21 protein-coding genes, 1 tRNA gene and 1 pseudogene are annotated in these 23,380 nt (G+C 70.4%); 5 read left to right on the top strand and 18 right to left on the bottom strand.

Annotated elements, in window-relative coordinates:
• Nucleotides 1-44 precede the first annotated feature (44 nt).
• Complete coding sequence (locus Bequi_RS09300) at nt 45-299, top strand: type II toxin-antitoxin system Phd/YefM family antitoxin (protein WP_249737660.1); 255 nt, start codon at nt 45-47, stop codon at nt 297-299.
• 3 nt (nt 300-302) lie between these two features.
• On the top strand, nt 303-563 hold the full coding sequence (locus tag Bequi_RS09295; protein WP_249737659.1) for a Txe/YoeB family addiction module toxin: 261 nt from the start codon (nt 303-305) through the stop codon (nt 561-563).
• A 586-nt stretch (nt 564-1,149) separates the two neighbouring features.
• Here the strand turns inward: Bequi_RS09295 and Bequi_RS09290 are convergent.
• Nucleotides 1,150-1,500, bottom strand: coding sequence for a VOC family protein (locus Bequi_RS09290; protein WP_130455676.1), 351 nt, complete (start codon nt 1,498-1,500; stop codon nt 1,150-1,152).
• Between the two features lie 58 nt (nt 1,501-1,558).
• On the opposite strand from Bequi_RS09290, the gene Bequi_RS09285 reads away from it, so the two are divergent.
• Nucleotides 1,559-2,071, top strand: a complete 513-nt coding sequence (locus Bequi_RS09285; protein ID WP_130455678.1) for a TetR/AcrR family transcriptional regulator — start codon at nt 1,559-1,561, stop codon at nt 2,069-2,071.
• A 97-nt stretch (nt 2,072-2,168) separates the two neighbouring features.
• Here the strand turns inward: Bequi_RS09285 and mobF are convergent, their stop codons facing one another.
• The 5 genes from mobF to Bequi_RS09260 form a co-directional block, all read right to left on the bottom strand.
• On the bottom strand, nt 2,169-5,630 hold the full coding sequence (gene mobF, locus Bequi_RS09280; RefSeq protein ID WP_249737789.1) for a MobF family relaxase: 3,462 nt from the start codon (nt 5,628-5,630) through the stop codon (nt 2,169-2,171).
• Nucleotides 5,631-5,872: 242 nt separating this feature from the next.
• Nucleotides 5,873-6,925: a zeta toxin family protein gene (locus Bequi_RS09275; protein WP_249737658.1), complete on the bottom strand. Its 1,053-nt coding sequence runs from the start codon at nt 6,923-6,925 to the stop codon at nt 5,873-5,875.
• A 14-nt stretch (nt 6,926-6,939) separates the two neighbouring features.
• Nucleotides 6,940-7,236 carry a hypothetical protein gene (locus tag Bequi_RS09270; protein WP_249737657.1) on the bottom strand — a complete coding sequence of 99 codons (297 nt, stop codon included), beginning with the start codon at nt 7,234-7,236 and terminating at the stop codon, nt 6,940-6,942.
• Between the two features lie 74 nt (nt 7,237-7,310).
• The gene (locus tag Bequi_RS09265) at nt 7,311-7,793 is read right to left on the bottom strand and encodes a GNAT family N-acetyltransferase (RefSeq protein ID WP_249737656.1); all 483 of its coding nucleotides are present in this window, start codon (nt 7,791-7,793) and stop codon (nt 7,311-7,313) included.
• 18 nt (nt 7,794-7,811) lie between these two features.
• Nucleotides 7,812-8,510 carry a hypothetical protein gene (locus Bequi_RS09260; protein WP_249737655.1) on the bottom strand — a complete coding sequence of 233 codons (699 nt, stop codon included), beginning with the start codon at nt 8,508-8,510 and terminating at the stop codon, nt 7,812-7,814.
• A gap of 389 nt (nt 8,511-8,899) precedes the next feature.
• On the opposite strand from Bequi_RS09260, the pseudogene Bequi_RS09255 reads away from it, so the two are divergent.
• Nucleotides 8,900-9,955 (top strand): annotated as a pseudogene (locus tag Bequi_RS09255) (recombinase family protein); the annotation flags it as partial.
• Between the two features lie 625 nt (nt 9,956-10,580).
• On the opposite strand, the gene Bequi_RS09250 reads toward Bequi_RS09255, so the two are convergent.
• The 7 genes from Bequi_RS09250 to Bequi_RS09220 form a co-directional block, all read right to left on the bottom strand.
• Nucleotides 10,581-10,653, bottom strand: a tRNA-Ala gene (locus tag Bequi_RS09250).
• Nucleotides 10,654-10,735: 82 nt separating this feature from the next.
• Nucleotides 10,736-11,374, bottom strand: a complete 639-nt coding sequence (locus Bequi_RS09245; RefSeq protein WP_249737654.1) for a histidine phosphatase family protein — start codon at nt 11,372-11,374, stop codon at nt 10,736-10,738.
• On the bottom strand, nt 11,371-11,781 hold the full coding sequence (rsfS, locus tag Bequi_RS09240) for a ribosome silencing factor (RefSeq protein ID WP_249737653.1): 411 nt from the start codon (nt 11,779-11,781) through the stop codon (nt 11,371-11,373). The genes Bequi_RS09245 and rsfS overlap by 4 nt, the downstream gene beginning before the upstream one ends.
• Entirely contained in the window at nt 11,778-13,088 is a 1,311-nt protein-coding gene (locus tag Bequi_RS09235) for a hypothetical protein (protein WP_249737652.1), read from the bottom strand. Before Bequi_RS09235 ends, rsfS begins: the two co-directional genes overlap by 4 nt.
• On the bottom strand, nt 13,081-13,689 hold the full coding sequence (gene nadD, locus Bequi_RS09230; RefSeq protein ID WP_283774880.1) for a nicotinate-nucleotide adenylyltransferase: 609 nt from the start codon (nt 13,687-13,689) through the stop codon (nt 13,081-13,083). Before nadD ends, Bequi_RS09235 begins: the two co-directional genes overlap by 8 nt.
• 4 nt (nt 13,690-13,693) lie before the next feature.
• Nucleotides 13,694-13,948 (bottom strand): hypothetical protein, encoded by a 255-nt coding sequence (locus Bequi_RS09225; protein WP_249737651.1) that lies wholly within the window; start codon nt 13,946-13,948, stop codon nt 13,694-13,696.
• 71 nt (nt 13,949-14,019) lie between these two features.
• On the bottom strand, nt 14,020-15,375 hold the full coding sequence (locus Bequi_RS09220) for a glutamate-5-semialdehyde dehydrogenase (protein WP_249737650.1): 1,356 nt from the start codon (nt 15,373-15,375) through the stop codon (nt 14,020-14,022).
• Between the two features lie 123 nt (nt 15,376-15,498).
• On the opposite strand from Bequi_RS09220, the gene Bequi_RS09215 reads away from it, so the two are divergent.
• The gene (locus tag Bequi_RS09215; RefSeq protein WP_249737649.1) at nt 15,499-16,473 is read left to right on the top strand and encodes a pyridoxal-phosphate dependent enzyme; all 975 of its coding nucleotides are present in this window, start codon (nt 15,499-15,501) and stop codon (nt 16,471-16,473) included.
• Nucleotides 16,474-16,483: 10 nt separating this feature from the next.
• Here the strand turns inward: Bequi_RS09215 and proB are convergent, their stop codons facing one another.
• From proB to Bequi_RS09190, 5 genes are all read right to left on the bottom strand, one after another.
• Entirely contained in the window at nt 16,484-17,605 is a 1,122-nt protein-coding gene (gene proB / locus Bequi_RS09210; protein WP_249737648.1) for a glutamate 5-kinase, read from the bottom strand.
• Nucleotides 17,606-17,648: 43 nt separating this feature from the next.
• The gene (gene obgE, locus Bequi_RS09205; RefSeq protein ID WP_249737647.1) at nt 17,649-19,217 is read right to left on the bottom strand and encodes a GTPase ObgE; all 1,569 of its coding nucleotides are present in this window, start codon (nt 19,215-19,217) and stop codon (nt 17,649-17,651) included.
• 125 nt (nt 19,218-19,342) lie between these two features.
• Nucleotides 19,343-19,597, bottom strand: coding sequence for a 50S ribosomal protein L27 (gene rpmA, locus Bequi_RS09200; RefSeq protein WP_249737646.1), 255 nt, complete (start codon nt 19,595-19,597; stop codon nt 19,343-19,345).
• Nucleotides 19,598-19,635: 38 nt separating this feature from the next.
• A complete protein-coding gene (gene rplU, locus Bequi_RS09195; RefSeq protein WP_249737645.1) occupies nt 19,636-19,944 on the bottom strand; it encodes a 50S ribosomal protein L21 in 309 nt (102 codons plus the stop codon).
• 228 nt (nt 19,945-20,172) lie between these two features.
• Complete coding sequence (locus Bequi_RS09190; RefSeq protein ID WP_249737644.1) at nt 20,173-23,340, bottom strand: Rne/Rng family ribonuclease; 3,168 nt, start codon at nt 23,338-23,340, stop codon at nt 20,173-20,175.
• Nucleotides 23,341-23,380 lie beyond the last annotated feature (40 nt).

Below are 23,380 nucleotides of genomic sequence, written 5' to 3'. Positions count from 1 at the left end.
GCCCGCTTCCTTGCACGTACATTTTTCCGTACAGGAGGTGCCCCATGAAGACGCTCAGCTACACCGAGTCCCGCGCGAACTACGCCCAGGTGCTCGATGACGTGGTCGACAACCGTGAAGAAGCCATCATCACGCGTGCAGGTCACGAGCCCGTCGTCATCGTGTCCCTGGCGGAATACGAGTCCCTGCGCGAGGCCGCGTACCTCATGCGCTCGCCGGCCAACGCTCGCCGCCTCCTGGATTCGATCGAACGGCTGGAGAACCGGGGCGGCACCTCGCACGAGCTCATCGAGAGCTGAACCGTGCTCCTGATCTGGGACGAGAGTGCCTGGTCGGACTATCTGTGGTGGCAGGCGGAAGACCGCCGTACTCTCACGCGGATCAACCTGCTCATCCAGGACATTTCGAGGAACGGCAACGAGGGCATCGGAAAGCCTGAAGCTCTCAAGCACGGCTTGTCGGGCTACTGGTCCCGGCGCATCACCGACGAGCATCGCCTGGTCTACAGGATCGTCGACGGCGAGACCCGCATCGCCAGCTGCCGTTACCACTACGGGAGGTGAGGGGCGCCCCAGGCGGGCCCACGGGACACGGAACCCCCGTCCCCACTGGAATCGGGCTTTGTCCACGCTCACCCGGGAGACCGATCGCTCCGACATGGGAAGAGGCCCTCTGATCAACATGTCCGTCGATCAGAGGGCCTCTCGGTCCTACTGGTGGACGCAATGGAACGCTGCGGGAACAGACGACCACGGGTTGAGAGGCTGGTCTCCGCGTGGAATCAAGGCATCCGTGGGGATGCCGACCCTACCGGAGAGCCGGACGACCCGCTGATCGCGGCGGCGGCGGAACCAAGTAAACGACCTCGAACACGCCTCAGCGACAAGGAAGTGGACGCTATGCGAACAGCCCGCGCGCAAGGTGTCAGCGTGAACGCGTTGGCGCGGCGGTTCGAGGTTCACCGGGGCACGGTGTGGGCAAAGACGCGGTGATCGCGCCAGCCGACAAGGAGGGAGTCCAGCCGTACACCTCGACCCCTCGCGCACAGGATCAGGATGCGGCACCCATGGACCTGCGCGAGCCTTTGGTGGACCCTAACTCGTACACAACACCACTCGCGTTCGCAGCGGCAGAGGTGGACGGTGTCGCTCAGCCTGCTTCGGCGTCCGTGGACTGGTCGAGGATGTAGAGAACGGCACCGCCCGGCTCCTGATAGGTAGCCATTGCACCACCTGGGATGTCCGCGGGCTCCTCGATCACGCTCAGCGCCTCAGGCCGCTTCGCGTGGAAGTCGGTGACGCTCTCGACTACGAAGATCGGGCCAGCGGGCGCCTGGGGGTCGTTCGCGTCGAGCATAACCTGCACCTCACTCCCGGGCAGGGTCAGCGCGACGGTGGCGTCACCCTCGCGCCATAGCTCGGTGAAACCGAGTCCGTCGCGGTAGAGCGCAAGCGAGGCGTTGAGGTCCGAGGTCGGGATGAACAGGAACTCGAGTTTCATGGCGGGCCTTTCGGTGTCATAACAAGATTTCTTTATAGCGTAACAGTATTATGGTGCCATGCGCGAGTGGGTTCCGGTGTCGTCGTCCCCGAAGGGCCGACTCGTCCTCGCGGCGGTGACTGCCTTCGGAGCACGCGCCTTTGATGAGGTCACAGTCGGCGAACTGTCGGCAGCGGCCGAGGTGACTACTGGCGCGCTCTATCACCACTTCGGCAGCAAGCTCGGGCTGTACGAGTTCGTCCGAGCCGATGTAGAGCGCCGATTGCTGGATCGAATGGAAGGCGCTGCCGCGGCCAGCGGGGCGGATCACGCGACCGCCGTGCGGGCGGCGCTCCTGGTCGGGTTCGACTTCGCCGTCGGCGAGCGATTCCTACGCATTCTGGGAGCGCCTCCGGCCGGATCAGACGGCGATCGCCTCGCTGAAGTGCTCGGCTCGGCCACTGACTCTCCTGTGCTCGGGCGAGTGCTCGCCGCCGCCTGGAGAGCTGCCCTGGCGGCTATTGCTGAGGGCACCGACGCGCAGGAGGCGCGCGCCGCCATCGAAGCGTTTGAGATTCGACTATCGCCATAAGGTTGGACAGTCCCCTCATGGCTTTGCCCCGTATCCACCCACGCCGAGTAGACGTGTGCCGCCGACGGCCGGGCCCACTGCCTGGCTGTAGGTGCGGTCACCAGCCCAGGGACGGGCCGTCAGAGCGCGGGCCACTGTCAAGTGTGTGACGGTGGACATCGACCTGTCGTCGGCGCTCTTTCAGAGCAAAGTCGGCGGCCTCACGCTGTGCTTGCTCGTTGGCGCGGATCTGCTTGATCCGCGCGACGGCCTCAGCGAGGGTGAGGGCGCGTAGTGCCTCGATTTCGGCGCGGGCCTGCTGCGCGGTGCGGGCCTGGTTCTCAGCGTTGGTGCGGGGTCGGGCGTCGAGGTACGCGGCGCGGTTCTTCACCACTGTGTCGGTGCCGATGATGCGGGCGTAGATGCGCAAGCGCGGCAGGTCGTCCGGTTCCAACGTCTTGCGCACGGCTTTCGCCGCTGTCTCCTGCTGCCCGGCGGCTTCAGTCACGCGGGGATCGGTGTCGATCCGGGGTCGGGTGACGCGCTCGACCCACGATGCGCTGTCCTCGTTCCAGCGGGGCGGCTCACCCCACGCCCTTGTCAGCCGCTGCTCGGCGTGGCGGGCAAGGGTCTGCGCGGTGCGGTGTTCTCTGGTGGCGCGGCGCTTGCCGAACCTGCCGACCGTGCCCAGACAATCGCGCGCGATCTGCTGTGCGGTGTCGGCCTCCTGCCATTCGGCCAACGCCGCCGATGCCTGCTTGGTGAGCGGGGCGGCGACTTCGGCGCGCACCCGTTCGAGCTGCTGGGTTGCGGTGTCCCTGGCCTGGCGTGCGTGGTCGCGTTCGTCGCGCTGCTGCGCGTCCAGGTCGGTGAGCGCATCGGCGGCCCGCCGCCACAGTGCCGCTCGTCGTTCCGCTCGTTCGGCCTGCTGGGTGCGGGCAGCTATCTCGGTGCTGACGAGCTTGACGGGGCCATCGTCGACCAGACCCCGCACCGCTTCTGCTGCGCGCTGGGTGGCGTCGGCCAGGCCTCGATCGGCGCGGTCGCGCTCTACGGCGTCGATGAACTGCTGCCGCGCATCGGCCGTATTCTCGGCGATGACGTGTAACTGGCTCTCCTGCTTGCCTCGGGTCATACCGACGTACACGGCGGCGCCGCTCATCGCGTCGCTGAGGATCGTGTGCGACCCCTTGGCGGTGACGCCCTGCACCCCGTAAGCGGTCGAGGCATAGGCAAGGTGAGCGTGCTCGATGACGTAGGCGGCAGGCAGGTGGACGGTGTGCTCGCGCTTCCGGTCGTTGCGTGCCTCAACCGCCCATATCGCCCCATCGTCTGCAACGTGTTGCACGATCCACAGTTGCCGGTTCGCCACACCCAGGCCGGTGTCGTTCTTCCGCGTTTGGATCAGGTCACCGCGCCCGATGGGAAGCCCATCCGATCCCGTGGCGGTCACCTGATCGTCTACGGCTGCGGTGTGGGTGCGGTGGTCGCGGATGCGCTCGTTCAGGCGGGCGGCCTCGTCGTTGGTGGCGACTGTGACCGTCTCCCCCTCCTCCCTGCGCTGGGCAATGTGCTCGCGCAGACCATCGGCATCGGTGTGCAGCCGGATCAGTCCGAGTGCCGTGAGCTGATCGAAGATCGCGCCGGGATCGGCCCGGTCGCGCAACCGCACCGATAGTTCCGCGTAGGCGGGGTCGGTGAAGCGGTGGACTTCTGCCATGTCGATGGTGCGGCCCCGGATCGTTGCGGCCATGTCGAGCCCCCCGCCCCTGCCGACTGCGGGGAGTTGCGCCCGGTCGCCGACGAGCGCGAGGGTCGCGCCGTGCTCGGCAGCGACGGCGAACAGGGCGAGCGCGGTGTCTTGGTCAAGCATCCCCGCCTCGTCCACGATCACCCGCTCACCTGGTGCGAGCTGCGAGGCTTTCGGCACTCCGGCATAGGGGCGCCCGGTCTCGGAGTCGGTGTCGCCGGGTGCGAGGCGCGTCCATACGCCGTCGCGGTTCCAGCGCCAGCCGTGGGCGTGGACGAGTGCCGCAACGCTCGCGGTGGGGGTGCCGAGTTCTTGTTGCGCAACATCAGCGGCTTTCTTCGTCGGCGTCACCACCCGCGACGCCCTGCCCTGATCGGCCGCGGCCTCGATAGCAACACCCAGCATCGTCGTCTTCCCGCTGCCCGCTGCACCCTCCACGATTACCAGCGGGTCGGTGGAGGCAAGGGCTGCGGCGGCCCCGGCCTGGCCCGCGTCGAGGCAGGCGGCCTGCGCCACCCCCTGCACATTCGGCACCGCCGGCTCAGTCTCGGGTACTCGTGCGGCGATGAGGTCGCGGAGCTCGGTTTCGGCCTGCATGACGCGCACACTCGTCAGATGCGCCACATGCTCAAGCGCCGGTGCGTCTGGTGGCAGGATCGTGAAGCAGTCCTCCAACGCCAACCGCGACGCGGCCGTGATGAAGTCGCGTATCTCGGCGGGTGTCGCTTGCACGCCGTGCTCGGTCATGATCCGGGTCGCGTGCTCGGTCACAGTGTGGGCCGACCATGCGGACTCGGCAGCGGCGCAACGATCCAGCGTGCGCGATGCAACCTCCTGCACGGACAGATCATCGAGCGACACCGAGGCGATAGGCTCGGGCCGCTGCCAGGTGTCGGGGGCGTATCCGGCCTCGCGTAGCTCTGTCACCCATGCGGCTTCGTCGCCCAGAGTGGTGGGCTTCTTCGCGGGCCGCTCATACGCCCACGCCTCGGCTCGCAGGCGCGAGGCGACGACTGGCCCGATGCTCTCGCCGGGGTGCGCTTCGTTCCATGCGGCTTCGAGGCGGTCGAGGTTCCGGCGCACCTGTACGCCACGCTTGCTCATCACGCCGTTGTAGGGCTGCAATTCGGTGACTTCGCCGGTTGCGGGGTCGAGGGTCAGGCCGTGCCGGTCGAGCACATCGGCAAGCTCCGGGCTGGCAGCAATCACGGCAGTACCGAGGGCACGGATCGCGCCTTGCTGCCGGAACAGCGCAGCGGTGAACAGACCACGCCACTTCCCCGCCGCGAACACGCGGGTGCCGATCTGCATGTGAATGTGCCGGTGCGGATCACCCGCCCGACTCGTGCGGTGCGTGATCCCGACGACGTGCATCTGCTCCATGGGTACGACCTCCTGCGCCCCCAGCGACCCCACGCGGGTCACGGAGTGCTGGGCGAGCCAGCGCCGAATCTCCGAGAGCGCGTCCTGCTGGGCCGCGTCGAGGGCTTCGGAGACCTCCGGGTGCAGCGCAGCGGCGATCGACAGCGACTTGGGCGTGTTGATGACCATCTCCATGAACCGGGGCGAGGCCTGCCGATCCAACCCCGCCCGGCGCGGCTTGCCCATCGACTCGCCCGTGAGCGGGTTCGTCCAGTCCACCCACCCCGCATACGCCACAGGGTCAAGGGCCAGCTCAGCAGTCACCGCGCCCGCCCCGTCCAGCGCCGCGAACTGCGAAACGGTCGTCTCCGCGCCCAGGTAGTAGTCGTCAGCGCGTGAACGGTCGGACTCGACATAGCGCAGCGCATCGGCCCCGGTGCCCCGGAACGGGATCACGCCGCCATGCATCTCGACCACCTTCAATCCGTCGCTTCGCTCAACTAGCGTATCAGCAACTACGGCACTTAGGATACGTTCATTCAATTTATTCGCTGAGAAAGGGGCGAGAACGTGAGGAGAGGCCGAGGGCAGACAGAGGGGTGTGGGGCGTGTCCGGGCAGAGGTGCGGGCGGTGATGCTGGCGTCGAGGCGGAGGGACGCGGCGGCGGTCTTCGCAGGGGCGGTCGGTGCCGGTGGTCTTGCGTCGGGTGTCAGAGTCCGCGTGTCGGGGGTTCCCGGTCCGGGGCATGCGCCGGGGGCTCGGAGAACGGCGCCGGTCGGGCTGTTCGTCGTGTCGGGATCAGGTCGGGCGGGAGTACCCGGCGCAGGTGGGCGTGCCGTTCCCGCTGTTGGCGTTGCAGCTCGCCCGCTGGCGCGCCGGGCGTGAACATCAGGGAGCGGATCATGCCCTCGGCGTTGGCTTGCAGGCGCAGGTAGGTCGGGGCGGTCTCGGGGCCGAGGTAGCCGGGCCGGGCCGCGGCCTGGGCGAACACGGCGGCGTAGTCGCGCAGCCAGCCGACCGCCTCCACCTCCCCGAGTGCGCGGTGCTGCTCGGTATGCAGCACCCTGGCGGCTTCCGCCGGGCGCTGCCACGCCCCGGTGCTGGTGCGGGTGTTGGCGTAGAGGAGTCGTTCGCGGGAGAACACTTGTACTCGGGCGACGTGCGGGAGGGTTTCGAGCGCGGCCAGCACGCCTGGCGAGTGCTCCAACGCGGATTCGTGCGCACTGGGCGGTGTCCACCGGCCTACCGCGGGGAGTCCGCCCGCGAGGGAGCGCATCTCCGCCGACAGGCGCGACACGACCGCGGGGGTGGCGACGGCGGCGACCTCGACCCGGTACCCGGCATCGGCGAACCGGCCCGCGGTGCCCGTCACCATCGCCGGGTCGCGGAAGGTGCCCTCCAGCAGCAGCGAGTACCGATGCGCGTGGGCGTGCTCGACCGCGAGCCTGACCAGTCCTCCCGAGACCGGGGCGGTCGTGTTCGGCATCAGGAACGGCGCGTCGCGTGAGAGGTTGCGGTAGTCGGGGTGGAACACGCGCAGGTCGTCGCCGGTGACCTCGACCAGATCGTCGTCGGGGTGCTCGGCCAGGATTGTCCGCTGCGCCTGGGTCTTGCCCGCCGCGGGCTGCCCGCCCAACAGTACCAGCACCGGTCCGTCAGGATGCGGCGAATGGGAGCCGAATAGCCGCTGTCGCGCCCGCGCCTGAAAGACGCGGGTCAGCCATTCGTCGGAGCCGACGGGATGCTCGACCTGATCATCCATACGCGAGCGATCGACTATGCGCGGTCGCGCAGGGCGTGGCTCTCGTCGTCCCAGGCCTCGTTCTGCGCGATCAGGCCCGCACGATCATCCGGGTTCAGTGCCGAGACCTGTTCATCGACCAGCCGCAGTCTCGCCTCCCACTGCTCCTGGTCGGACTCGTCGGTGGCGGCGTCGGCGCGGGCGATCAGTTCCGCGATCAGCAGCGAGGCGGTGTGCCGGGCGATGTCGTAGAGCATGACGTCCGAGACGTGCGTGAAGTCCGGTCGCGTTCGCGCCACCGGAGCATCGGCAGTCAGCATCGTGTTGCTCATAGCCCGCTCCTCTCGGTCTGAGTCTCTATTCTACTCGCCCACCTCTGACAGCAGCCGGGTGACGGCGGCGCGGGTCACAGTTCCATGAGTAGGCAGCCCGGCGCGCCGTTCGGGGCGGGGCGGAAGCCGTGCCGGGCGTAGAGCTTTGCGGCGGGGTTGCCGTCCTCGACCGAGAGGCTGATCGCGGTGACGCCGCGGGATCGGGCCACCTTGGTGGCTCGACGCAGGAGCAGTCCACCGACACCTTGGCCTCGATGCTCGGCGCTGACCCAGATGCTCAGCTCCGGAATGGTCTCCGCGACGAACCCGTAGCCGGGGTCTTCTGCGGTGAAGTAGCGCAGCCAGACCACCGCGATGGCCACGCTCTCGGCGTCCTCGGCAACGAGGCCGAAGTCTTCGCCGCTCGGCCAGCCGTCGTAGTAGTGGCGAAACTGCGGGGTGCCCTCGACCTCGGGCATGGTGAAGCGCGGGCCGTTCCAGTTCAAGTTGTCGAGCGTAGCCCGCGCGAGCAGCACGCGGTCTGCCGCCGTCGTATCCCTCACGGAGTCAAGAGTCATGCTGTGCGTCTCGTCCGGCTATCCGGCGCGTCCTCGGCGTCCGGGCGGGAGGAGTCCTTTGCGGCGGGCGCGGGCGACCCAGCCCTGCGCCGTCGACAGCGGCACGCGGCTGATCTCCGCCATCCGCGCGGTCGGGTTCGGTTCGCCGTCGTCCACGAGGCGGGTGTGCTGGAGGGCGACGACCTCGTAGAAGTCCGGGGTGCGCTTCGGATTCCCGAGCGGCTGCATCACGTCCGCCGAGCGCAGGACACGACCCGACGGCATGGTCATGGTGCCGCCCTCGAAGCGGGTGGCCCCGGTGACGGCGAACTGGCGGCGATTGATCGCCGCCTCGATCCGCGACGTGGGGAGGTTGCGCAGCATCGGACTCGCCACGGGATCACCCGCCCACTCGGGCAGATACACGATCCCGGTGATCCGCACCTCACCCTTGGGCTCCTCATCCAACAGGTACTGCCGTTGCAACCGCAACAGCACACGGGCGCTCGACTCGGTGTGCTGGATGAGGAACCAGCGTCCGGAATCGTTGTTGTTGTGGCTGGAATTCAACTTCCGATCCAGCCCCGGCGCGGGATCGACCCACCGCTCATACCTGAGCGCCGCGTCAATCTCGGAGCTGTCATGGTCGGGGTCGAAGGGCGAGGGCTCGGGCATCTGCCAGCCCGCAGGCAAGTCCTCCGGCACCAGCAACGGCACGCTCTCCAACTCCTCGACCATGCCACCCAGCCTACATGACCTCACGCAATGGCCGCTACGCCATATGTGTGCTACCCTAAACTCACGTATCTGCCATGACGCGAGTTAGAGATGAGTGACCGACCTCGACACACACCCGACGAGTCGCCGCGACGCGCGGCGCGGGGCAGGGGTGCGCTCGGAACGGGGGTCGATTCGGGGCAGTTGCGGTTGCGGGCGGTGCGGCGGGCGGAGCCGGACATGCGCAAGCTCGTGGAGTGGGTGCTGAACATCACTCAGGCCCGCCACGACGCGCACCGAGACGGCCGGCCCGACCCGTACGGCCTCCCGGCTCCGGAGAATCTGAGCCGCATGTCAGATGTGCGAGGCAGAGTAGAGGAAGAACCCGCGCACCAACGAAGGAGCACCGCATGAACACCACCACCGCTCCCACCCTCACCCTCACCTCGGCAGGCGTCAGCGACGATCACGCGGGCGACAAGCCGGTGCTCCTCGCGGTCTCCTACCTGCGGGTCTCGACGCGGGAGCAAGCCGAACGTGGCGGCACCGACGAAGGCTTCTCGATCCCCGCCCAACGCGAAGCCAACCAGCGCAAAGCCGACGAGCTGGGCGCGAGGATCGTGCGCGAATTCGTCGACGCGGGCGAATCAGCACGTTCGGCGGATCGTGACGGGCTGCAAGAGATGCTGGCGTTCATCGCCGCGACCCGCGTCACATTCCGCATCGTGCACAAGCTCGACCGGCTCGCCCGCAACCGCGCCGACGACGTGGCCATCCACGAAGCCCTCATCAACGCCGGAGTCACCCTCGTCTCGGCCACCGAGTCCATCGACCAGACACCCTCGGGGATGCTCGTACACGGCATCATGTCCTCCATCGCCGAGTTCTACTCCCGGAACCTCGCCACCGAAGTCACCAAAGGACTCACGCAGAAAGTCGCCCAGGGCGGTACCCCGATGCGCGCCCCCATCGGATACTTGAACGTGCGCCGCACCGACGCGGGCCGGGAGATTCGCACGGTCGAGGTCGATGCCGAGCGTGCCCCGTTGATCCGGTGGGCGTTCGAGCACTACGCCGAGGGCGAGACCTCTGTGACCGGCCTGCTGCGCGACCTCACCGCACGGGGCTTGGTGACGGTGCCGACGCCGAAGCGCCCGTCGAGGCCGTTGGGGAAGAACACGCTCTACAAGCTCCTCACGAACCCCTACTACGCCGGGGTGATCCGCTACAAGGGCGCCCTGTATCCCGGCGCGCACGACCCCATCGTGGAACCAGCTCTGTTCGACCAGGTGCAGTCGCTCCTGAAAGCGCGGACGGCGAAGCAGACGCGGCACGTCCAGCACGCGCACCACCTGAAAGGACTCCTGCACTGCGGCAGCTGCGGGTCGAGGATGCTGCTCGACTTCGCCACCAACCCGCGCGGCACGACCTACGCCTACTTCGTCTGCTCCGGTCGTGCCGCCAAGAAGACGACCTGCACGAGGCGTGCGGTGCCGGTCGCAGTCGCCGAGCGCATCGTGGCGGACTCCTACGCCTCGATCACGATCAGCGACCAGACCTACCGCGACCTCGCTGCGAAGGTGGATGCGGCGTTCGACAAGCGCATGGCAGGCCGCGACCAAGAGATCGCCGACCTCATGGCAAACCGAGCGAAGTTGGAGTCGGAGAGCGACAAGCTGCTCGCCGCGCACTTCGCCGACGCCATCGACCTCCCCACCCTGAAACGGCACCAAGAGCGCATCCGCGCAGGCCTCGCCGACGTGAACCAGAAACTCACCGAGCACGACGAGCACCACACCGGAGGGCGGGCGTTCCTGCATGACTCGCTGCGGCTGCTCACCGACGCGCACCACGCGTACGCCCGCTCCGGCGACGCGGACCGGCGGCTCGCGAACCAGGCCTTCTACACCCGCCTCGACATCACCGACGACGAACAACTACGCCCCAGGCTCGCCGAACCGTTCGCCACCATCATCCGCGAAAGCACCAACGCCGACGATGACGACGCGAAGCATGAGCACGAGGGCAGAAACGACTTACGGGAACACACCACATCTTTCGATGTCGCGTGTTCCCGTAAGACACATTGGGTGGAGCTAAGGGGAATCGAACCCCTGACCTCTTCCATGCCATGGAAGCGCGCTACCAACTGCGCCATAGCCCCGAAGGGAGTCCCTGCTGCTCAGCCTCGGTCCGAAGACCTGCCTGCGCTGCAGCGACTCGACAATCTTACAGCCCGCCCCGGCTCATGCGAAATCGGGTGGGACGTTGTGTGACAGCAGCCTCATAGCCTGCCCCTGCGGGTCCGAGCGCAGGGGTTCGAGCACGCTGCGGTGGCAGTTGCCGAGGCCGCCGATGCCGAAGAACGCGGCCGGATTCTGACCGATCAGCGCGGTGATGCCCGAGCGGATCGCAGCGCCGTGGGAGACCACGAGAACAGTGCGACCCGCGTGCTGGGCGAGCAGTCGCCGGGCGGCGCCGGCGAACCGCTCCCCCACGACCGCGCGCTCCTCCATGCCGATCCCCGGCACAGCTTTCGAGGTGCGCCAGTCGCGGTAGAGATCAGGCCACTGCGACTCGATCTCGGAGCCGATGAGGCCCTCCCACTGGCCGAAGCCCTGCTCGATGACTGCGTCGTCGACCACGACCTCCAGGCCGCCGAGCGATCGCGAGATCTCCTGCGCTGTGTCGAGCGCACGCACCAGCGGCGAGGACACGATCACGTCGATCGGCTCGTTCCGCAGGGCGCGCGCAACGCCCTCGGCCTGCACGCGACCGGTCGTGTTCAGGGGGATGTCGACCTGCCCCTGGAGGCGGCCTTCGGCGTTGTAGTCGGTCTGGCCGTGGCGCACCAGGATCAGCCGCGAAGAGGGAGCGGCGCTCATGCCGCCGAGCTGCTGTCCGATCCGGCCGGGGCAGCGGGGCCGCCCTCATCGATCTGCAGGTCGAGCACGGGCGCCTCGCGCCACAGGCGCTCGAGCGCATAGAACGCGCGATCCTCCGCGTGCTGCACGTGGATCACGATGTCGCCGTAGTCCAGGAGCACCCAGCGGGCGTCCATCTGGCCCTCGCGGCGCAGGGGCTTGCGGCGGTGCTCCTTGAGGAGCTGCTCCTCGATGCCGTCCACGATCGCCGAGACCTGGCGCTCGGAGCTGCCCGAGCACACCAGGAACACGTCGGTGATCACGACCAGCTCCGAGACATCGAGGCCGATCACCTCGCCGGCGAGCTTGTCGGACGCCGCCTGGGCGGCAGTGCGGGCGAGGGCGAGGATGTCGTCAGGAATGCTCACGCGAGGGTGACCTCCGAGGTCTGGAGCGAAGTGGGTTCAGCGATGGAGGAGAGGATCTCCCCCACCGGCCCGGCAGCTGCGGAGGCAGCGTTCGCGCTACCTCCCAGCTGACCGGTGAGGAGCAGGACCACGAGAGCGATGACCGCGAGAGCGATCACTGCCCAGACGATCCACACGAGCGGGCGGCCGCGGGTCTGCTCGGGTCGGTTCAGGACGCGCCCGTCGAAGCGGGGTGCGGGACGCGGATTCGGGGCGTCCACAACGCCCATCTCACCGAGCTCCACGCCATCGGAGTCGCGATCGACTCCGGCCTCGGGGGCACGGGCGCTCCTCGCCGCGCCCTCGGCCGCCAGCACCGCAGCATCGGTGCTCTGCGCAGCTCCCTGGGCGTCCGACGGGCCGGCGGCCGCATCGCGCGGGATCTCGCCCGCCTGGCCCGCGGCGCCGAGCGCTGCATCGGCCTCAGGATCGATCTCGATGACCCGGGCCCGCTTGCCGAAGCGGCGCACCTTCGGCAGCGGAGCATCGGCGGTCGGCGGTGCAAGAGCGCCTCGCACTGCCGGTGCGCCCTCTGCGCCGCTGGCAGATGCGGCAGCGTCTGCGGACGGGACGGCCGGCTCTGCGGTCGTGGGCGATGCGGTCTGCGGATCATCCGCAGCGGAGGAGTCGCTCTCGGAGCCGGTCTCCGCCGCATCGGTACCGGCAGCGCTCTCGTCAGCGATGCCCTCGGCGGAACCGTCAGCGCGCTCACCGTCGGCAGCGGGGGCGTCGGCCGCGGGATCCTCGACAGCAGGTGCATCGACAGCGGGAGCGCCCGCGGCGGTCGCATCCGCCTGCGCCGAGGGTGCCGTGTCGGGTGCAGCGGCGACGGTCGCCGCATCCGCGGTGGCGTCCTTCGCCGCGTCCGGCGTGGAGCTGTCCGCGGCGTCCGATCCGGTGAGCGGGGGGTGGGAGCCGAAGACGAGCGGCTGGGCGCTGTCGGCAGGGTTCAGCGCGGCGGGCGCGGCAGCGCCCTGGGCGGAGTCCGGCTCGGCGAGGCGGCGGGCGCGGCGGCCGTGGCGACGCGGGGCGGGCGCCGCCGCAGCCGGGGCAGTGCCGAGAGTCCGGTCGAAGGAGCGGATCGCGGGCGCGTCGAGGGCCGCGGGCGTCTCCGCCTCCGGGCTCACGCTCTCCTGCGAGGAGTCGTCGTCGAGGACAGCGGGCAGCTCGGCGGTGTCGCTCTCGTCGCGCGCGCTCTCGATCCCGCGGGCTGCGAGATCCGCATCCTCGGGCGTCGTGCTGTCCTCAGGGGCGGTCTTCTCAGACATCGCCGTCACCTCCTGTGTAGAGGGCGTACTTGTTGATGTACTGCACGACTCCGTCGGGCACGAGGTACCAGACCGGCTGACCGGCGGCGACCCGCACTCGGCAGTCCGTGGAGCTGATGGACATGGCGGGCACTTCGATCAGGGTGACGCGATCCCCGGGCAGCCCCTCGGTCTCGAGCACGTGCTCGGGCCGCGTCACGCCGACGAAGTGCGCGAGCTCGAAGATCTCCTGGTTGTCCTTCCAGGTGAGGATGGACTGCAGGGCGTCGGCGCCGGTGATGAAGAACAGATCCGCATCGGGGTGCTGAGCCGTGAGATCGCGCAGGGTGTCGATCGTGTACGTCGCACCGGGGCGGTCGATATCCACGCGGGATACGGTGAACACCGGGTTCGCGGCGGTCGCGATGACCGTCATCAGATAGCGGTGCTCGGGGTCGGAGATCTCCCGCCCCTCCTTCTGCCAGGGGCGGCCCGTCGGCACGAAGATCACCTCGTCCAGACCGAACACGCTCTGGACCTCGCTCGCGGCGACGAGGTGGCCGTGGTGGATCGGATCGAACGTTCCGCCCATCACGCCCAGTCGGCGGCGCTGCCCCTCCATCAGGTCAGTGCGCGGCGTCGTGCGAGCCGGGCGCGTGGGTGCGCACGCCGTGACCGGTCGCAGTCGCCGTGCGATGCCCGGCGGCGGCATGGCCGGTCGACAGATCGCGCTCGCGGCCGCGCTGGTTCATCCCGCTGAACAGGTAGGTGATCAGCAGCAGCAGCATGAGGCCGGCGAACATCGCCAGGCCGACGAGCCACGGGGGGACGCCTTCGGAGTGCGCAGCACCCTCGGCGAGGATCAGGACATGCTCGAGCATGGGTTCACCTTTCGATGACGTAGACCCCTCCATCATCCCACAGCCGGGCCGTGCTTCACGGCAGGGCGCACTCAGGGGCGGATCTGCCCGTCCCCGATCACCAGCCACTTCGTGGAGGTGAGCTCGATCAGCCCCATCGGCCCGCGGGCGTGGAGCTTCTGGGTGCTGATGCCGATCTCCGCGCCGAAGCCGAACTCCCCGCCGTCGGAGAAGCGGGTGGAGGCGTTCGCCATCACCACCGCCGAGTCGACCTCGGCGAGGAAGCGCCGCTCGGCGCTGCGGTCGGCGGTGAGGATCGACTCGGTGTGGCCGCTGGAGTGCGCGCGGATGTGAGCGATCGCGGCGTCGAGGTCAGGCACCACGCGCACTGCGAGGTCGAGCGCGAGGTACTCGGTGTCCCAGTCGGCCGCGGTCGCGGGGACGACGCGCAGGCCCTGGCCCTCGGAGCCGGCGGTCTCGAGGATCGCGCGCGCAGCGTCATCCGCGTGCAGGGTGACCCCATGCGGGGCGAGCACGGCGGCGATCACCGGGAGGGCGCGCTCGGCGATGCCCCGGTGCACGAGGAGGGTCTCGAGGGAGTTGCACACGCCGATGCGCTGCGTCTTCGCGTTCTCGACGATCTGCGCGGCGAGCTCCAGATCGGCGGTCTCGTCGATGAGCACGTGCGTGTTGCCGGTGCCGGTCTCGATCACCGGCACCTGGGAGCCGCGCACGACGGCCTGGATCAGCCCGGCGCCTCCGCGCGGGATCAGCACGTCGATGAGCCCGCGGGCGCGCATCAGCACGTCGACGCCCTCGCGCCCGTGCTCATCGATGCCGACGATGAGATCGGCCGGAAGATCGCTCGCCACCAGCACATCCCTCAGCACCGCGATCAGCGCGGTGTTGGAGTGCAGGGCGGCGGATCCGCCGCGCAGCACCACCGCGCTGCCGGCCTTCAGGCAGAGCCCGGCGGCATCGACGGTCACGTTCGGGCGGGCCTCGTAGACCATGCCCACCACGCCGAGGGCCACCCGCACCTGGCGCAGCTCGAGCCCGTTGGCGAGGATCGATCCGCGCACGACCTCCCCCACCGGATCGGGCAGGGCGGCGGCCGCGCGCAACTGCTGGGCGATGGCAGCCACTCGCGCCGCGGTCAGGGCGAGGCGATCGCGCAGGCCGGGATCCATTCCGGCGGCGTCGGCAGCGGCGAGATCGCGGGCGTTCGCCTCGAGGATCTCCTCGGTGCGCTCCACCAGGGAGTCCGCCATCGCGAGCAGGACCGCGTCCTTCGCTCCGCGGTGCATCGTCGCGATCGCGGGCTGCGCTTCCTTCGCGGCGCGCGCCGCTGCGAGCACCGCCGCTTCGACGCTCGTGGGCGTGGGCGCGGGGGCGTCGGGCGCCTCGAGGTCGGGAGCGGGAGAGGTCGTTGCGCGGGGGCGATCCATGCCAGAAGGCTAGCGGGCGAGCGACCGGCGGAGCCTGTCCGCTCCTAGGATTGGGATGCGCCGCGAGAGCCGCGCCCTGCCTCCCGCTGCTGCCGCCCTCCCCCACCCGATCCGAGGAGCCTCATGAGCGCTCGAACGACCGTGACGCCGGCCGACGTCCGTGCCGCCGCCCGCGCCCTCGACGGCGTCGCCCACCGCACCCCCGTCATGCGCTCGCGGCAGCTCGACGAGATGCTCGGCTGCGAGGTGCATCTGAAGGCCGAGAACCTCCAGCGCACCGGCGCGTTCAAGCTGCGCGGCGCGTACTGGGCGCTGTCGCGGCTCCCTGCGGGGACGCCTGTGGTCGCCTACTCCGCGGGCAACCATGCCCAGGCCGTCGCGCTCGCTGCGAGGGAGCAGGGCCGCACCGCGATCATCGTGATGCCGGCCGACGCCCCGCGCGCCAAGAGGGAGGCGACCGCCGGATACGGCGCACAGGTCGTGCTGTACGACAGGTACACCGAGAGCCGCGAGGAGATCGCCGCTGCGCTCGCGAGCGAGCACGGGGGCACGCTGATCCCGCCCTTCGACCACCCCGACATCGTCGCGGGCCAGGGCACTGCTGCTCTCGAGCTCTTCGAGGAGGCCGGGCAGCTCGATGCCCTGTTCGTGCCCTGCGGCGGGGGCGGCCTCCTCGGCGGCAGCCTGCTCGCCGCAGCAGAGCTCGCCCCGGGCTGCGCCGTGCTCGGGGTGGAGCCAGAAGCGGGGGATGACGTCCAGCGCTCGCTGGCCACCGGCACCCGCGTGCTCATCGACGTGCCGCGCACGATCGCGGACGGCGCGCAGACCCGTCAGGTCGGCGCGATCCCCTTCCCGTTGATCCAGGAGCACTGCGCCGGGATCCGCACGGTGAGCGATGCGCAGCTCGCCGAGGCGATGGCGCTCCTGGCGACCCGGCTGAAGACCGTGGTCGAGCCCACCGGCGCCCTGGGCCTCGCCGGCCTCCGCGCCGAACCGGGCGCGTGGAGCGGCCGCCGGGTGGGGGTGATCCTCTCGGGCGGGAACGTGGACCTCGACGTCTTCGCGCGGCTGGTGGGCGGCGCGGCTGCCGCAGCCTGAGGGACGCCCCTCAGACCGCGGGCAGCAGCACGAGCTCGTCGCGGTGGATCGCGGGGCGGCCGAACCGCTCCCCGAGCTCCGTGCGCAGCACGCCCGTCGGCAGTCCGGCCATGCGCCGCAGGTCATCGCTCCCGTAGGCGACGAGCCCGCGCGCAATCACGGCGCCGTCGGGCCCCGCGACGTCCACCGGCACCCCCGCTCCGAAGGAGCCCTCCACACGCACGAGGCCCACGGGGAGCAGGGAGCGCCGACGGATGCGCAGGGCCTCCGCCGCGCCCTCATCGACGACCAGCGTGCCGGCGCCTCGCGTCGCGAAGCGCAGCCACACGAGCCGCGAGCGGCGGCGGCCGTGGTGGGCGGGGAAGAACGTGCCGACGTCGTCGCCGGAGGCGGCCTCGGCGAAGCGCGAAGCGGCCGTGAGGATCGTCGCGGTGCCGGTTGTCGCGGCGTGCTGGGCGGCGGCGAGCTTGGTGACCATGCCGCCGGTGCCCACCTTGGACCCGACCGATCCCACACTGACGCCCTCGAGCGCATCCGGATCCTCGACCACGCCGATGCGCCGGGCCCCCGGCTCCGACGGAGGAGCGGTGTACAGGGCGTCCACGTCGGTCAGGAGGACGAGGAGGTCCGCGCCGACGAGCTGCGCGACCAGTGCGGCCAGGCGGTCGTTGTCCCCGAAGCGGATCTCGTGCGTGGCGGTGGTGTCGTTCTCGTTGATGATCGGCATGACGCCGAGAGCGATCATCGCCTCGAGGGCGGTGCGCACGTTGAGGTACGTCTCCGAGCGGATCACGTCGGACTCCGTGAGCAGCACCTGGCCGGTGATGGTGCCGTGCGCCGCGAACGCCTCGGACCACGCACCCGCCAGCAGGCTCTGCCCGACGGCCGCCGCAGCCTGCTGCGTGGCGACGTCGGCGGGCCGCTCCGGAAGGCCCAGCGGGCCGATCGCGGCGGCGATCGCGCCGGAGGAGACGATCACGACCTCGGCGCCGCGGGAGCCGAGGGCAGCGGCCTGATCGGCGATCGCCCGCACCGCGGCCGCATCGAGGCGGCCCTGCGCGTCGGTCAGGCTCGAGGAGCCGATCTTCACCACCACGCGGCGTGCGCCGGCGATCTGCTCCCTCGAGGTCACCCGCGCAGGCTGGCGCGGCTCCTCCGCAGCAGGGCGCACGGGATCAGCGGTCCGAGGCGGAGTCCGCGCCGCCCTCCAGCGGCGCCGGATCCTGCACGACGGAGGGATCGGCCCAGTGGCCTGCGCGGCGCTCCTCGTCCATCGCGGCCATGCGGCCGAGGCGCTCGGCGGTCTTCTTGCGCTGCTCCTCGCGCTTCTCCTCGCGCGTCGCGCGCTCGGTGCCCTCCAGGCGCATGTCGGTGCCGCGGGGGCCGAGGTGCTCGGCGCCGCCCAGCATCGTCGGCTCCCAGTCGAAGACGACCGCATCCTCCCCGGGCCCGATCAGCACGGTGCTGCCGGCGACGGCCCCGGACTTGTAGAGCCTCTCCTCGATGCCGATGGCCGCGAGGCGGTCGGCGAGATAGCCGACGGCCTCGTCGTTGGTGAAGTTCGTCTGGCGCACCCAGCGCTCGGGCTTGTCGCCGATGATGCGGTAGGCGGTCGCGCCGTCGAACTGCTCGGGCACGATCTGGAACTCGGCCGCGTCGCGGCTGCGCGGGGTGAGGACGACGGGCTTGGCCACCGGCGCGGGGATCGCGGCCCGCGCCTCCTCCACGAGAGCGCCGAGCTGGAAGGACAGCTCGCGCAGGCCCTTGTGGGAGACCGCGCTGACCTCGAAGATCGGCAGGCCGCGCTCGGCGAGCTGCTCGCGCACGATCCCGGCCATGTCATCGCCGTCGGGCAGATCGGTCTTGTTCAGGACGATCACGGTGGGCCGCTCCATGAGCGGGGTGCGGCCGTCGGCCTCCTCATCGAGCCGGGCGGCGTATGCGGCCAGCTCCGCCTCGATCGTGGCGAGATCGCCGACGGGGTCGCGGTCGGACTCCATCGCCGCCGCATCGAGAACGTGGACGATCACGTGGCAGCGCTCGATGTGGCGCAGGAAGTCCAGGCCCAGGCCCTTGCCCTCGGAGGCCCCGGGGATCAGGCCGGGGACGTCCGCGATCGTGTACCGGTAGTCGCCCGCCTGCACGACGCCGAGATTCGGCACGAGCGTGGTGAAGGGGTAGTCGGCGATCTTGGGCCGCGCGGCGCTCATCGCTGCGATCAGCGAGCTCTTCCCGGCGCTGGGGTAGCCGACGAGCGCCACGTCGGCCACGGACTTGAGCTCGAGGACGAGCGTGCGCTCCTCGCCCGGCTCGCCCAGCAGGGCGAAGCCGGGGGCCTTGCGCTTCGGGGAGGCGAGGGACATGTTGCCGAGGCCGCCCTGGCCGCCGCGGGCGGCGACGAAGCGGGTGCCCGCGCCGACCATGTCGACCAGCACGTTGCCGTCCTTGTCGGAGACGACCGTGCCCTCGGGCACGGGGAGCACGAGGTCTTCGCCGATCGCGCCGTGGCGGTAGTCGCCCTTGCCGAAATCGCCCGAGGAGGCGCTCTGGTGCGGCTTGTGGTGATAGCTCAGGAGCGTGGTGGTCGAAGGATCGACCTCCAGGATCACATCGCCGCCGCGGCCGCCGTCGGCCCCGTCGGGGCCGGCGAGCGGCTTGAACTTCTCGCGGCGGATGGATGCGGCGCCGTTGCCGCCGTCACCGCCTGCGACGTGCAGGACGACGCGATCGACGAACGTGGCCATGGGTGCCTCCTGGGCTTTCGGGGTGATGCTGCTGCGCCGGTCGCAGCGGACCGGGGATGCGTGAAGGGGCGGAGCTGAAGCTCCGCCCCTTCACGAGGATCGTCGGCGCCGGGGCGCCGCAGCGCTCAGGCGCTGGCGACGATGTTCACCACGCGGCGGTCGCGCTTGCGACCGAACTCTACGGTGCCCGGGACGAGCGCGAACAGCGTGTCGTCGTTGCCGCGGCCGACGCCGGCGCCGGGGTGGATGCGGGTGCCGCGCTGGCGGATGATGATCTCGCCCGCGCCGACTTCCTGACCGCCGAAGCGCTTCACGCCGAGGCGCTGCGCGTTCGAGTCGCGGCCGTTCTTGGAGGAGCTTGCGCCCTTCTTATGTGCCATGTCGCTGCCTTCTCTCGTTCAGCCGGTGAGGGCGCCGCTCAGGCGATGCCCGTGATCTTCAGACGCGTGAGCTCCTGGCGGTGGCCCTGACGCTTCTTGTAGCCGGTCTTGTTCTTGTACTTGAGGATGCGGATCTTCGGACCGCGGAGGTCCTCGATCTTCTCCGCGGAGACCTTCACCTTGTCGAGGTCGGACTTCTCCGAGGTGATCGTGTCACCGTCGACGAGAAGAACGGGGGTGAAGTCGACGCTGTCGCCCGCGCTGCCTGCAACACGGTTGATCACGATGGTGTCACCGACCGACACCTTCTCCTGACGACCGCCTGCGCGGACGATTGCGTACACCACGTCACTGCTCCATCTTGTTGATCGGGACTGCCTGCGCTCGGCCGACGACCCTGGGGGCCTCGCCGCTCCGAAGGCGCTGCCCTGGGGCGGCGACTGCTCCGGACGAGCAGACAGGAAAGACTGCGGCGCTCAATGCGCCAGGGATCAGCTTACGATCCGCACCCCCGCAGGTCAAGGATCAACGGGCCCGCGACCAGCGGAAATGCAGGATATCGGCTGTGGAACGCATCACGCCGGGTCGGATGCGTCCTCGGCAGGCGACTCGGCCTCGGGCACCGTGACGACCTCGCCGTCGACCGTGACCTCGGGAGCGCCCTTGGCGCCGGCGGCCGCCGCGATCGAGGCGATGGTCGCGCGGGCGAGCGCCCGGGAGCTCTCGTCCTCCTCGAGGCGGTGGATGTCGCCGCTCACGGAGCCGCTCTCCTCCGGCGCGTCCTCGACGGATGCCGCGCCGCCGGAGCGGCCCGACTTCGTGCGCCCGCCGCGGCGGCGGGAGCCCTTGGAGGGCTCCTCCTCGTGCGCGTGCTGCTGCTCGGCATGGGGCTGCACCTCGCCGTGCTCGTCGAAGTCGAGCACGAGGCCGCGCCCGTTGCAGTGCTCGCAGGTCGTCGAGAAGGTCTCCACGAGCCCCGCGCCCACGCGCTTGCGAGTCATCTGCACGAGCCCGAGCGAGGTCACCTCGGCGACCTGGTGCTTGGTGCGGTCGCGGCCCAGGCACTCGATCATGCGGCGCAGCACGAGATCGCGGTTGGCCTCGAGCACCATGTCGATGAAGTCGACCACGATGATGCCGCCGATGTCGCGCAGCCGCAGCTGGTTGACGATCTCCTCGGCGGCCTCGAGGTTGTTGCGGGTGACCGTCTCCTCGAGGGAGCCGCCGGAGCCGGTGAACTTGCCGGTGTTGACGTCGATCACCGTCATGGCCTCGGTGCGGTCGATGACCAGAGAGCCGCCGGAGGGCAGGTAGACCTTGCGGTCCATCGCCTTCATCAGCTGCTCGTCCACGCGGTGCTTGGCGAAGGAGTCCTTCTCCCCCACGTGACGGGTGAGGCGCTCCAGCAGGTCCGGTGCGACCGAGGCGATGTACTCGTGCACCTCGTTGTAGGTGTTCTCGCCCTCGACGATCAACGAGGTGAAGTCCTCGTTGAACACGTCGCGCACGACCTTGATCGCGATATCGGGCTCCTGGGACAGTGCGGCCGGGGCCGACTTGCCCTTCTGCGCCTTCTGGATCTTCTCCCACTGCGCGCGCAGGCGCTCGACGTCGCGCGTCAGCTCCTCCTCGCTCGCGCCCTCCGCGGCGGTGCGCACGATGACGCCCGCGCCCTCGGGGATGACCTGCTTCATGATCTTCTTCAGGCGCGCGCGCTCGCCCTCGGGGAGCTTGCGGGAGATGCCGGTCATCGATCCGCCGGGCACGAGCACGACGTATCGGCCCGGGAGGGAGATCTGGCTGGTCAGCCGGGCTCCCTTGTGCCCGATCGGATCCTTGGTGACCTGCACGAGCACGGGGTCGCCGCTCTTGAGCGCGAGCTCGATCCGACGCGGCTGGCCCTCCAGGCCCGCCGCATCCCAGTTGACCTCGCCCGCGTACAGCACGGCGTTGCGGCCCTTGCCGATGTCCACGAACGCCGCCTCCATCGAGGGCAGCACGTTCTGGACCTTGCCGAGGTACACGTTCCCGGCCATGGAGGTCTGCGTCTTCTGCGCGACGTAGTGCTCCACGAGGATGTCGTCCTCGAGCACGGCGATCTGGGTGCGCCCGGGGCGCTCGCGCACGATCATCGAGCGCTTGACGGCCTCGCGGCGCGCGAGGAACTCGGCCTCGGTGATCACGGTGCGGCGGCGGCCGGCGTCGCGGCCTTCGCGGCGGCGCTGCTTCTTCGCCTCGAGGCGGGTGGAGCCCTTGACGCCCTTGACCTCGTCCCGGCCCTCGCGCACGCGCACGACCGTGTTCGGCGGATCATCCGGCGACGCGTCGGTCGAGGACGTGCCGCTGCGACGGCGGCGGCGACGGCGGCGCGAGCTCGAGCCGCTGCTCAGCTCCTCGTCCTCCTCCTCGCTCTCCCCGCTGCGGGACTCGGCATCGGAGTCGGCATCCGCCGCCTCGCCCGCGCCCTCGTCATCCTGGCCGGAGCGGCCGCGGGAGCGGGAGCGCCCGCGGCTGCGCGAGCGGCGGCTGCCCCGCTCCTCGCGCTCCTCGGACTCGTCGGGCTCCACGCCCTCGCTCGGCTCCTCGACGGAGGCCTCGGAGTCGTCGGCACCGCGCTCGGAGCGCGGGCGCTCGCCCTCGGCGCCGGTCTCCTCGTTGCTGGTCTCCCCGCTGGTGTTCTCCTCGTCCTCGCCACGGCCGCGGCCGCGACGGCCCCGGCCGCCGCGACGGCGACGCCGCCGCGCGTTCGAATCGGCATCATCCTCTTCGGACTGCTCATCGCCGGCGCCGCGCGCTGCGGGCTCCTCGACGACGGGCTCCTCCGCCACGGGCTCTCGGCGGGCCGGGGCCGCGGGGCCGCCGGACTGGCGGAAGCGCGGGTCGCGGGCGAGGACCTCGTCGCCCTGCTCCTCGGAGTCCCTTGCGCCCTCGGCGCCGGCGCCGCGGCCGCGGCCTGAGGAGGCGCGGCGGCGGGAGCGGCGAGCGGTCGGCGCCTCGTCGTCCTGCGCGGCGCCGGACTGCTGTGCGACCTCGTCCTCGTCCTCGTCCTGCGAGACAGCAGCAGGAGCGGCGCCGGGCGCCTGGAAGATGAGGGAGGCGAAGTCGAACTGCGCCTGCTCGCGACGCGCGGACTCCTCGGCGCGGGGCGCACGGCCGCCGCGATCTCCGCGACGGGTCGCCAGCGCGCGGAGGTCCCCGGCGATACCGGAATCCGCGGCGGGCTGATCCTCGTCCTCGTCGGCCTCGTCGGCTTCGCCGGGCACGTCGGCCTCGTCGGCTTCGCCGGGCCCATCGGCTTCGGCTGTCTCCACGGCCTCGACAGTCTCCACCGCCTCGTCGGGCTCCGCGGTGCCGACAGCCTCCACGATCTCGTCGACCGGCTCGGCGCTCTCGACCGCGGCGGCGGCGGGCTCCTCCGTCACGGCAGCGGGCGGGCCCGCGGGTGCGCCCGCGCGGCGCCGCGGCGCCTTCTTGGCGGGGCGCTCCGCCGCGGCGGCGGGCTGCGCGGACTGCTCGGGCACGACGGTGCGGGGAGCGGCGCTGTGCTCCGCGACGGGGCTCTCACAGGTGGACTGCCCGCCTGCCGCGACGCTCTGCGATGCAGACGCCTGCTCGAGGGGCGCAGGCGCACCGGCGGGGGCGCCCGCCCGGCGGCGGGGCCGCTTCGCGCGGCCCGCGGAGGCGGGAGCGAAGCCCTCTGAGCCAGTGGAGGACTGCGGGTGGGTGCTGCTGTTCTCAGCCATCGGCTGCTCCTTATCGGACCCGTCGCACCCCGGGCCCTCT

It is taken from the genome of Brachybacterium equifaecis (assembly GCF_023509525.1).
In the GTDB taxonomy this organism is placed as follows: Bacteria; Actinomycetota; Actinomycetes; order Actinomycetales; family Dermabacteraceae; genus Brachybacterium; species Brachybacterium equifaecis.
The sequence above is the reverse complement of the archived record's forward strand: the minus strand, read 5'-3'. Positions and strand labels throughout refer to the sequence as shown.

Coding starts and splice junctions, on each gene's coding strand:
- Bequi_RS09300 (WP_249737660.1), top strand. CDS start 45: ATGAAGACGCTCAGCTACACCGAGTCCCGCGCGAACTACGCCCAGGTG.
- Bequi_RS09290 (WP_130455676.1), bottom strand. CDS start 1,500: ATGAAACTCGAGTTCCTGTTCATCCCGACCTCGGACCTCAACGCCTCG.
- Bequi_RS09285 (WP_130455678.1), top strand. CDS start 1,559: ATGCGCGAGTGGGTTCCGGTGTCGTCGTCCCCGAAGGGCCGACTCGTC.
- mobF (WP_249737789.1), bottom strand. CDS start 5,630: ATGCATGGCGGCGTGATCCCGTTCCGGGGCACCGGGGCCGATGCGCTG.
- Bequi_RS09275 (WP_249737658.1), bottom strand. CDS start 6,925: ATGGATGATCAGGTCGAGCATCCCGTCGGCTCCGACGAATGGCTGACC.
- Bequi_RS09270 (WP_249737657.1), bottom strand. CDS start 7,236: ATGAGCAACACGATGCTGACTGCCGATGCTCCGGTGGCGCGAACGCGA.
- Bequi_RS09265 (WP_249737656.1), bottom strand. CDS start 7,793: ATGACTCTTGACTCCGTGAGGGATACGACGGCGGCAGACCGCGTGCTG.
- Bequi_RS09260 (WP_249737655.1), bottom strand. CDS start 8,510: ATGGTCGAGGAGTTGGAGAGCGTGCCGTTGCTGGTGCCGGAGGACTTG.
- Bequi_RS09245 (WP_249737654.1), bottom strand. CDS start 11,374: ATGAGCGCCGCTCCCTCTTCGCGGCTGATCCTGGTGCGCCACGGCCAG.
- Bequi_RS09235 (WP_249737652.1), bottom strand. CDS start 13,088: ATGTCTGAGAAGACCGCCCCTGAGGACAGCACGACGCCCGAGGATGCG.
- nadD (WP_283774880.1), bottom strand. CDS start 13,689: ATGGAGGGGCAGCGCCGCCGACTGGGCGTGATGGGCGGAACGTTCGAT.
- Bequi_RS09225 (WP_249737651.1), bottom strand. CDS start 13,948: ATGCTCGAGCATGTCCTGATCCTCGCCGAGGGTGCTGCGCACTCCGAA.
- Bequi_RS09220 (WP_249737650.1), bottom strand. CDS start 15,375: ATGGATCGCCCCCGCGCAACGACCTCTCCCGCTCCCGACCTCGAGGCG.
- Bequi_RS09215 (WP_249737649.1), top strand. CDS start 15,499: ATGAGCGCTCGAACGACCGTGACGCCGGCCGACGTCCGTGCCGCCGCC.
- obgE (WP_249737647.1), bottom strand. CDS start 19,217: ATGGCCACGTTCGTCGATCGCGTCGTCCTGCACGTCGCAGGCGGTGAC.
- rpmA (WP_249737646.1), bottom strand. CDS start 19,597: ATGGCACATAAGAAGGGCGCAAGCTCCTCCAAGAACGGCCGCGACTCG.
- Bequi_RS09190 (WP_249737644.1), bottom strand. CDS start 23,340: ATGGCTGAGAACAGCAGCACCCACCCGCAGTCCTCCACTGGCTCAGAG.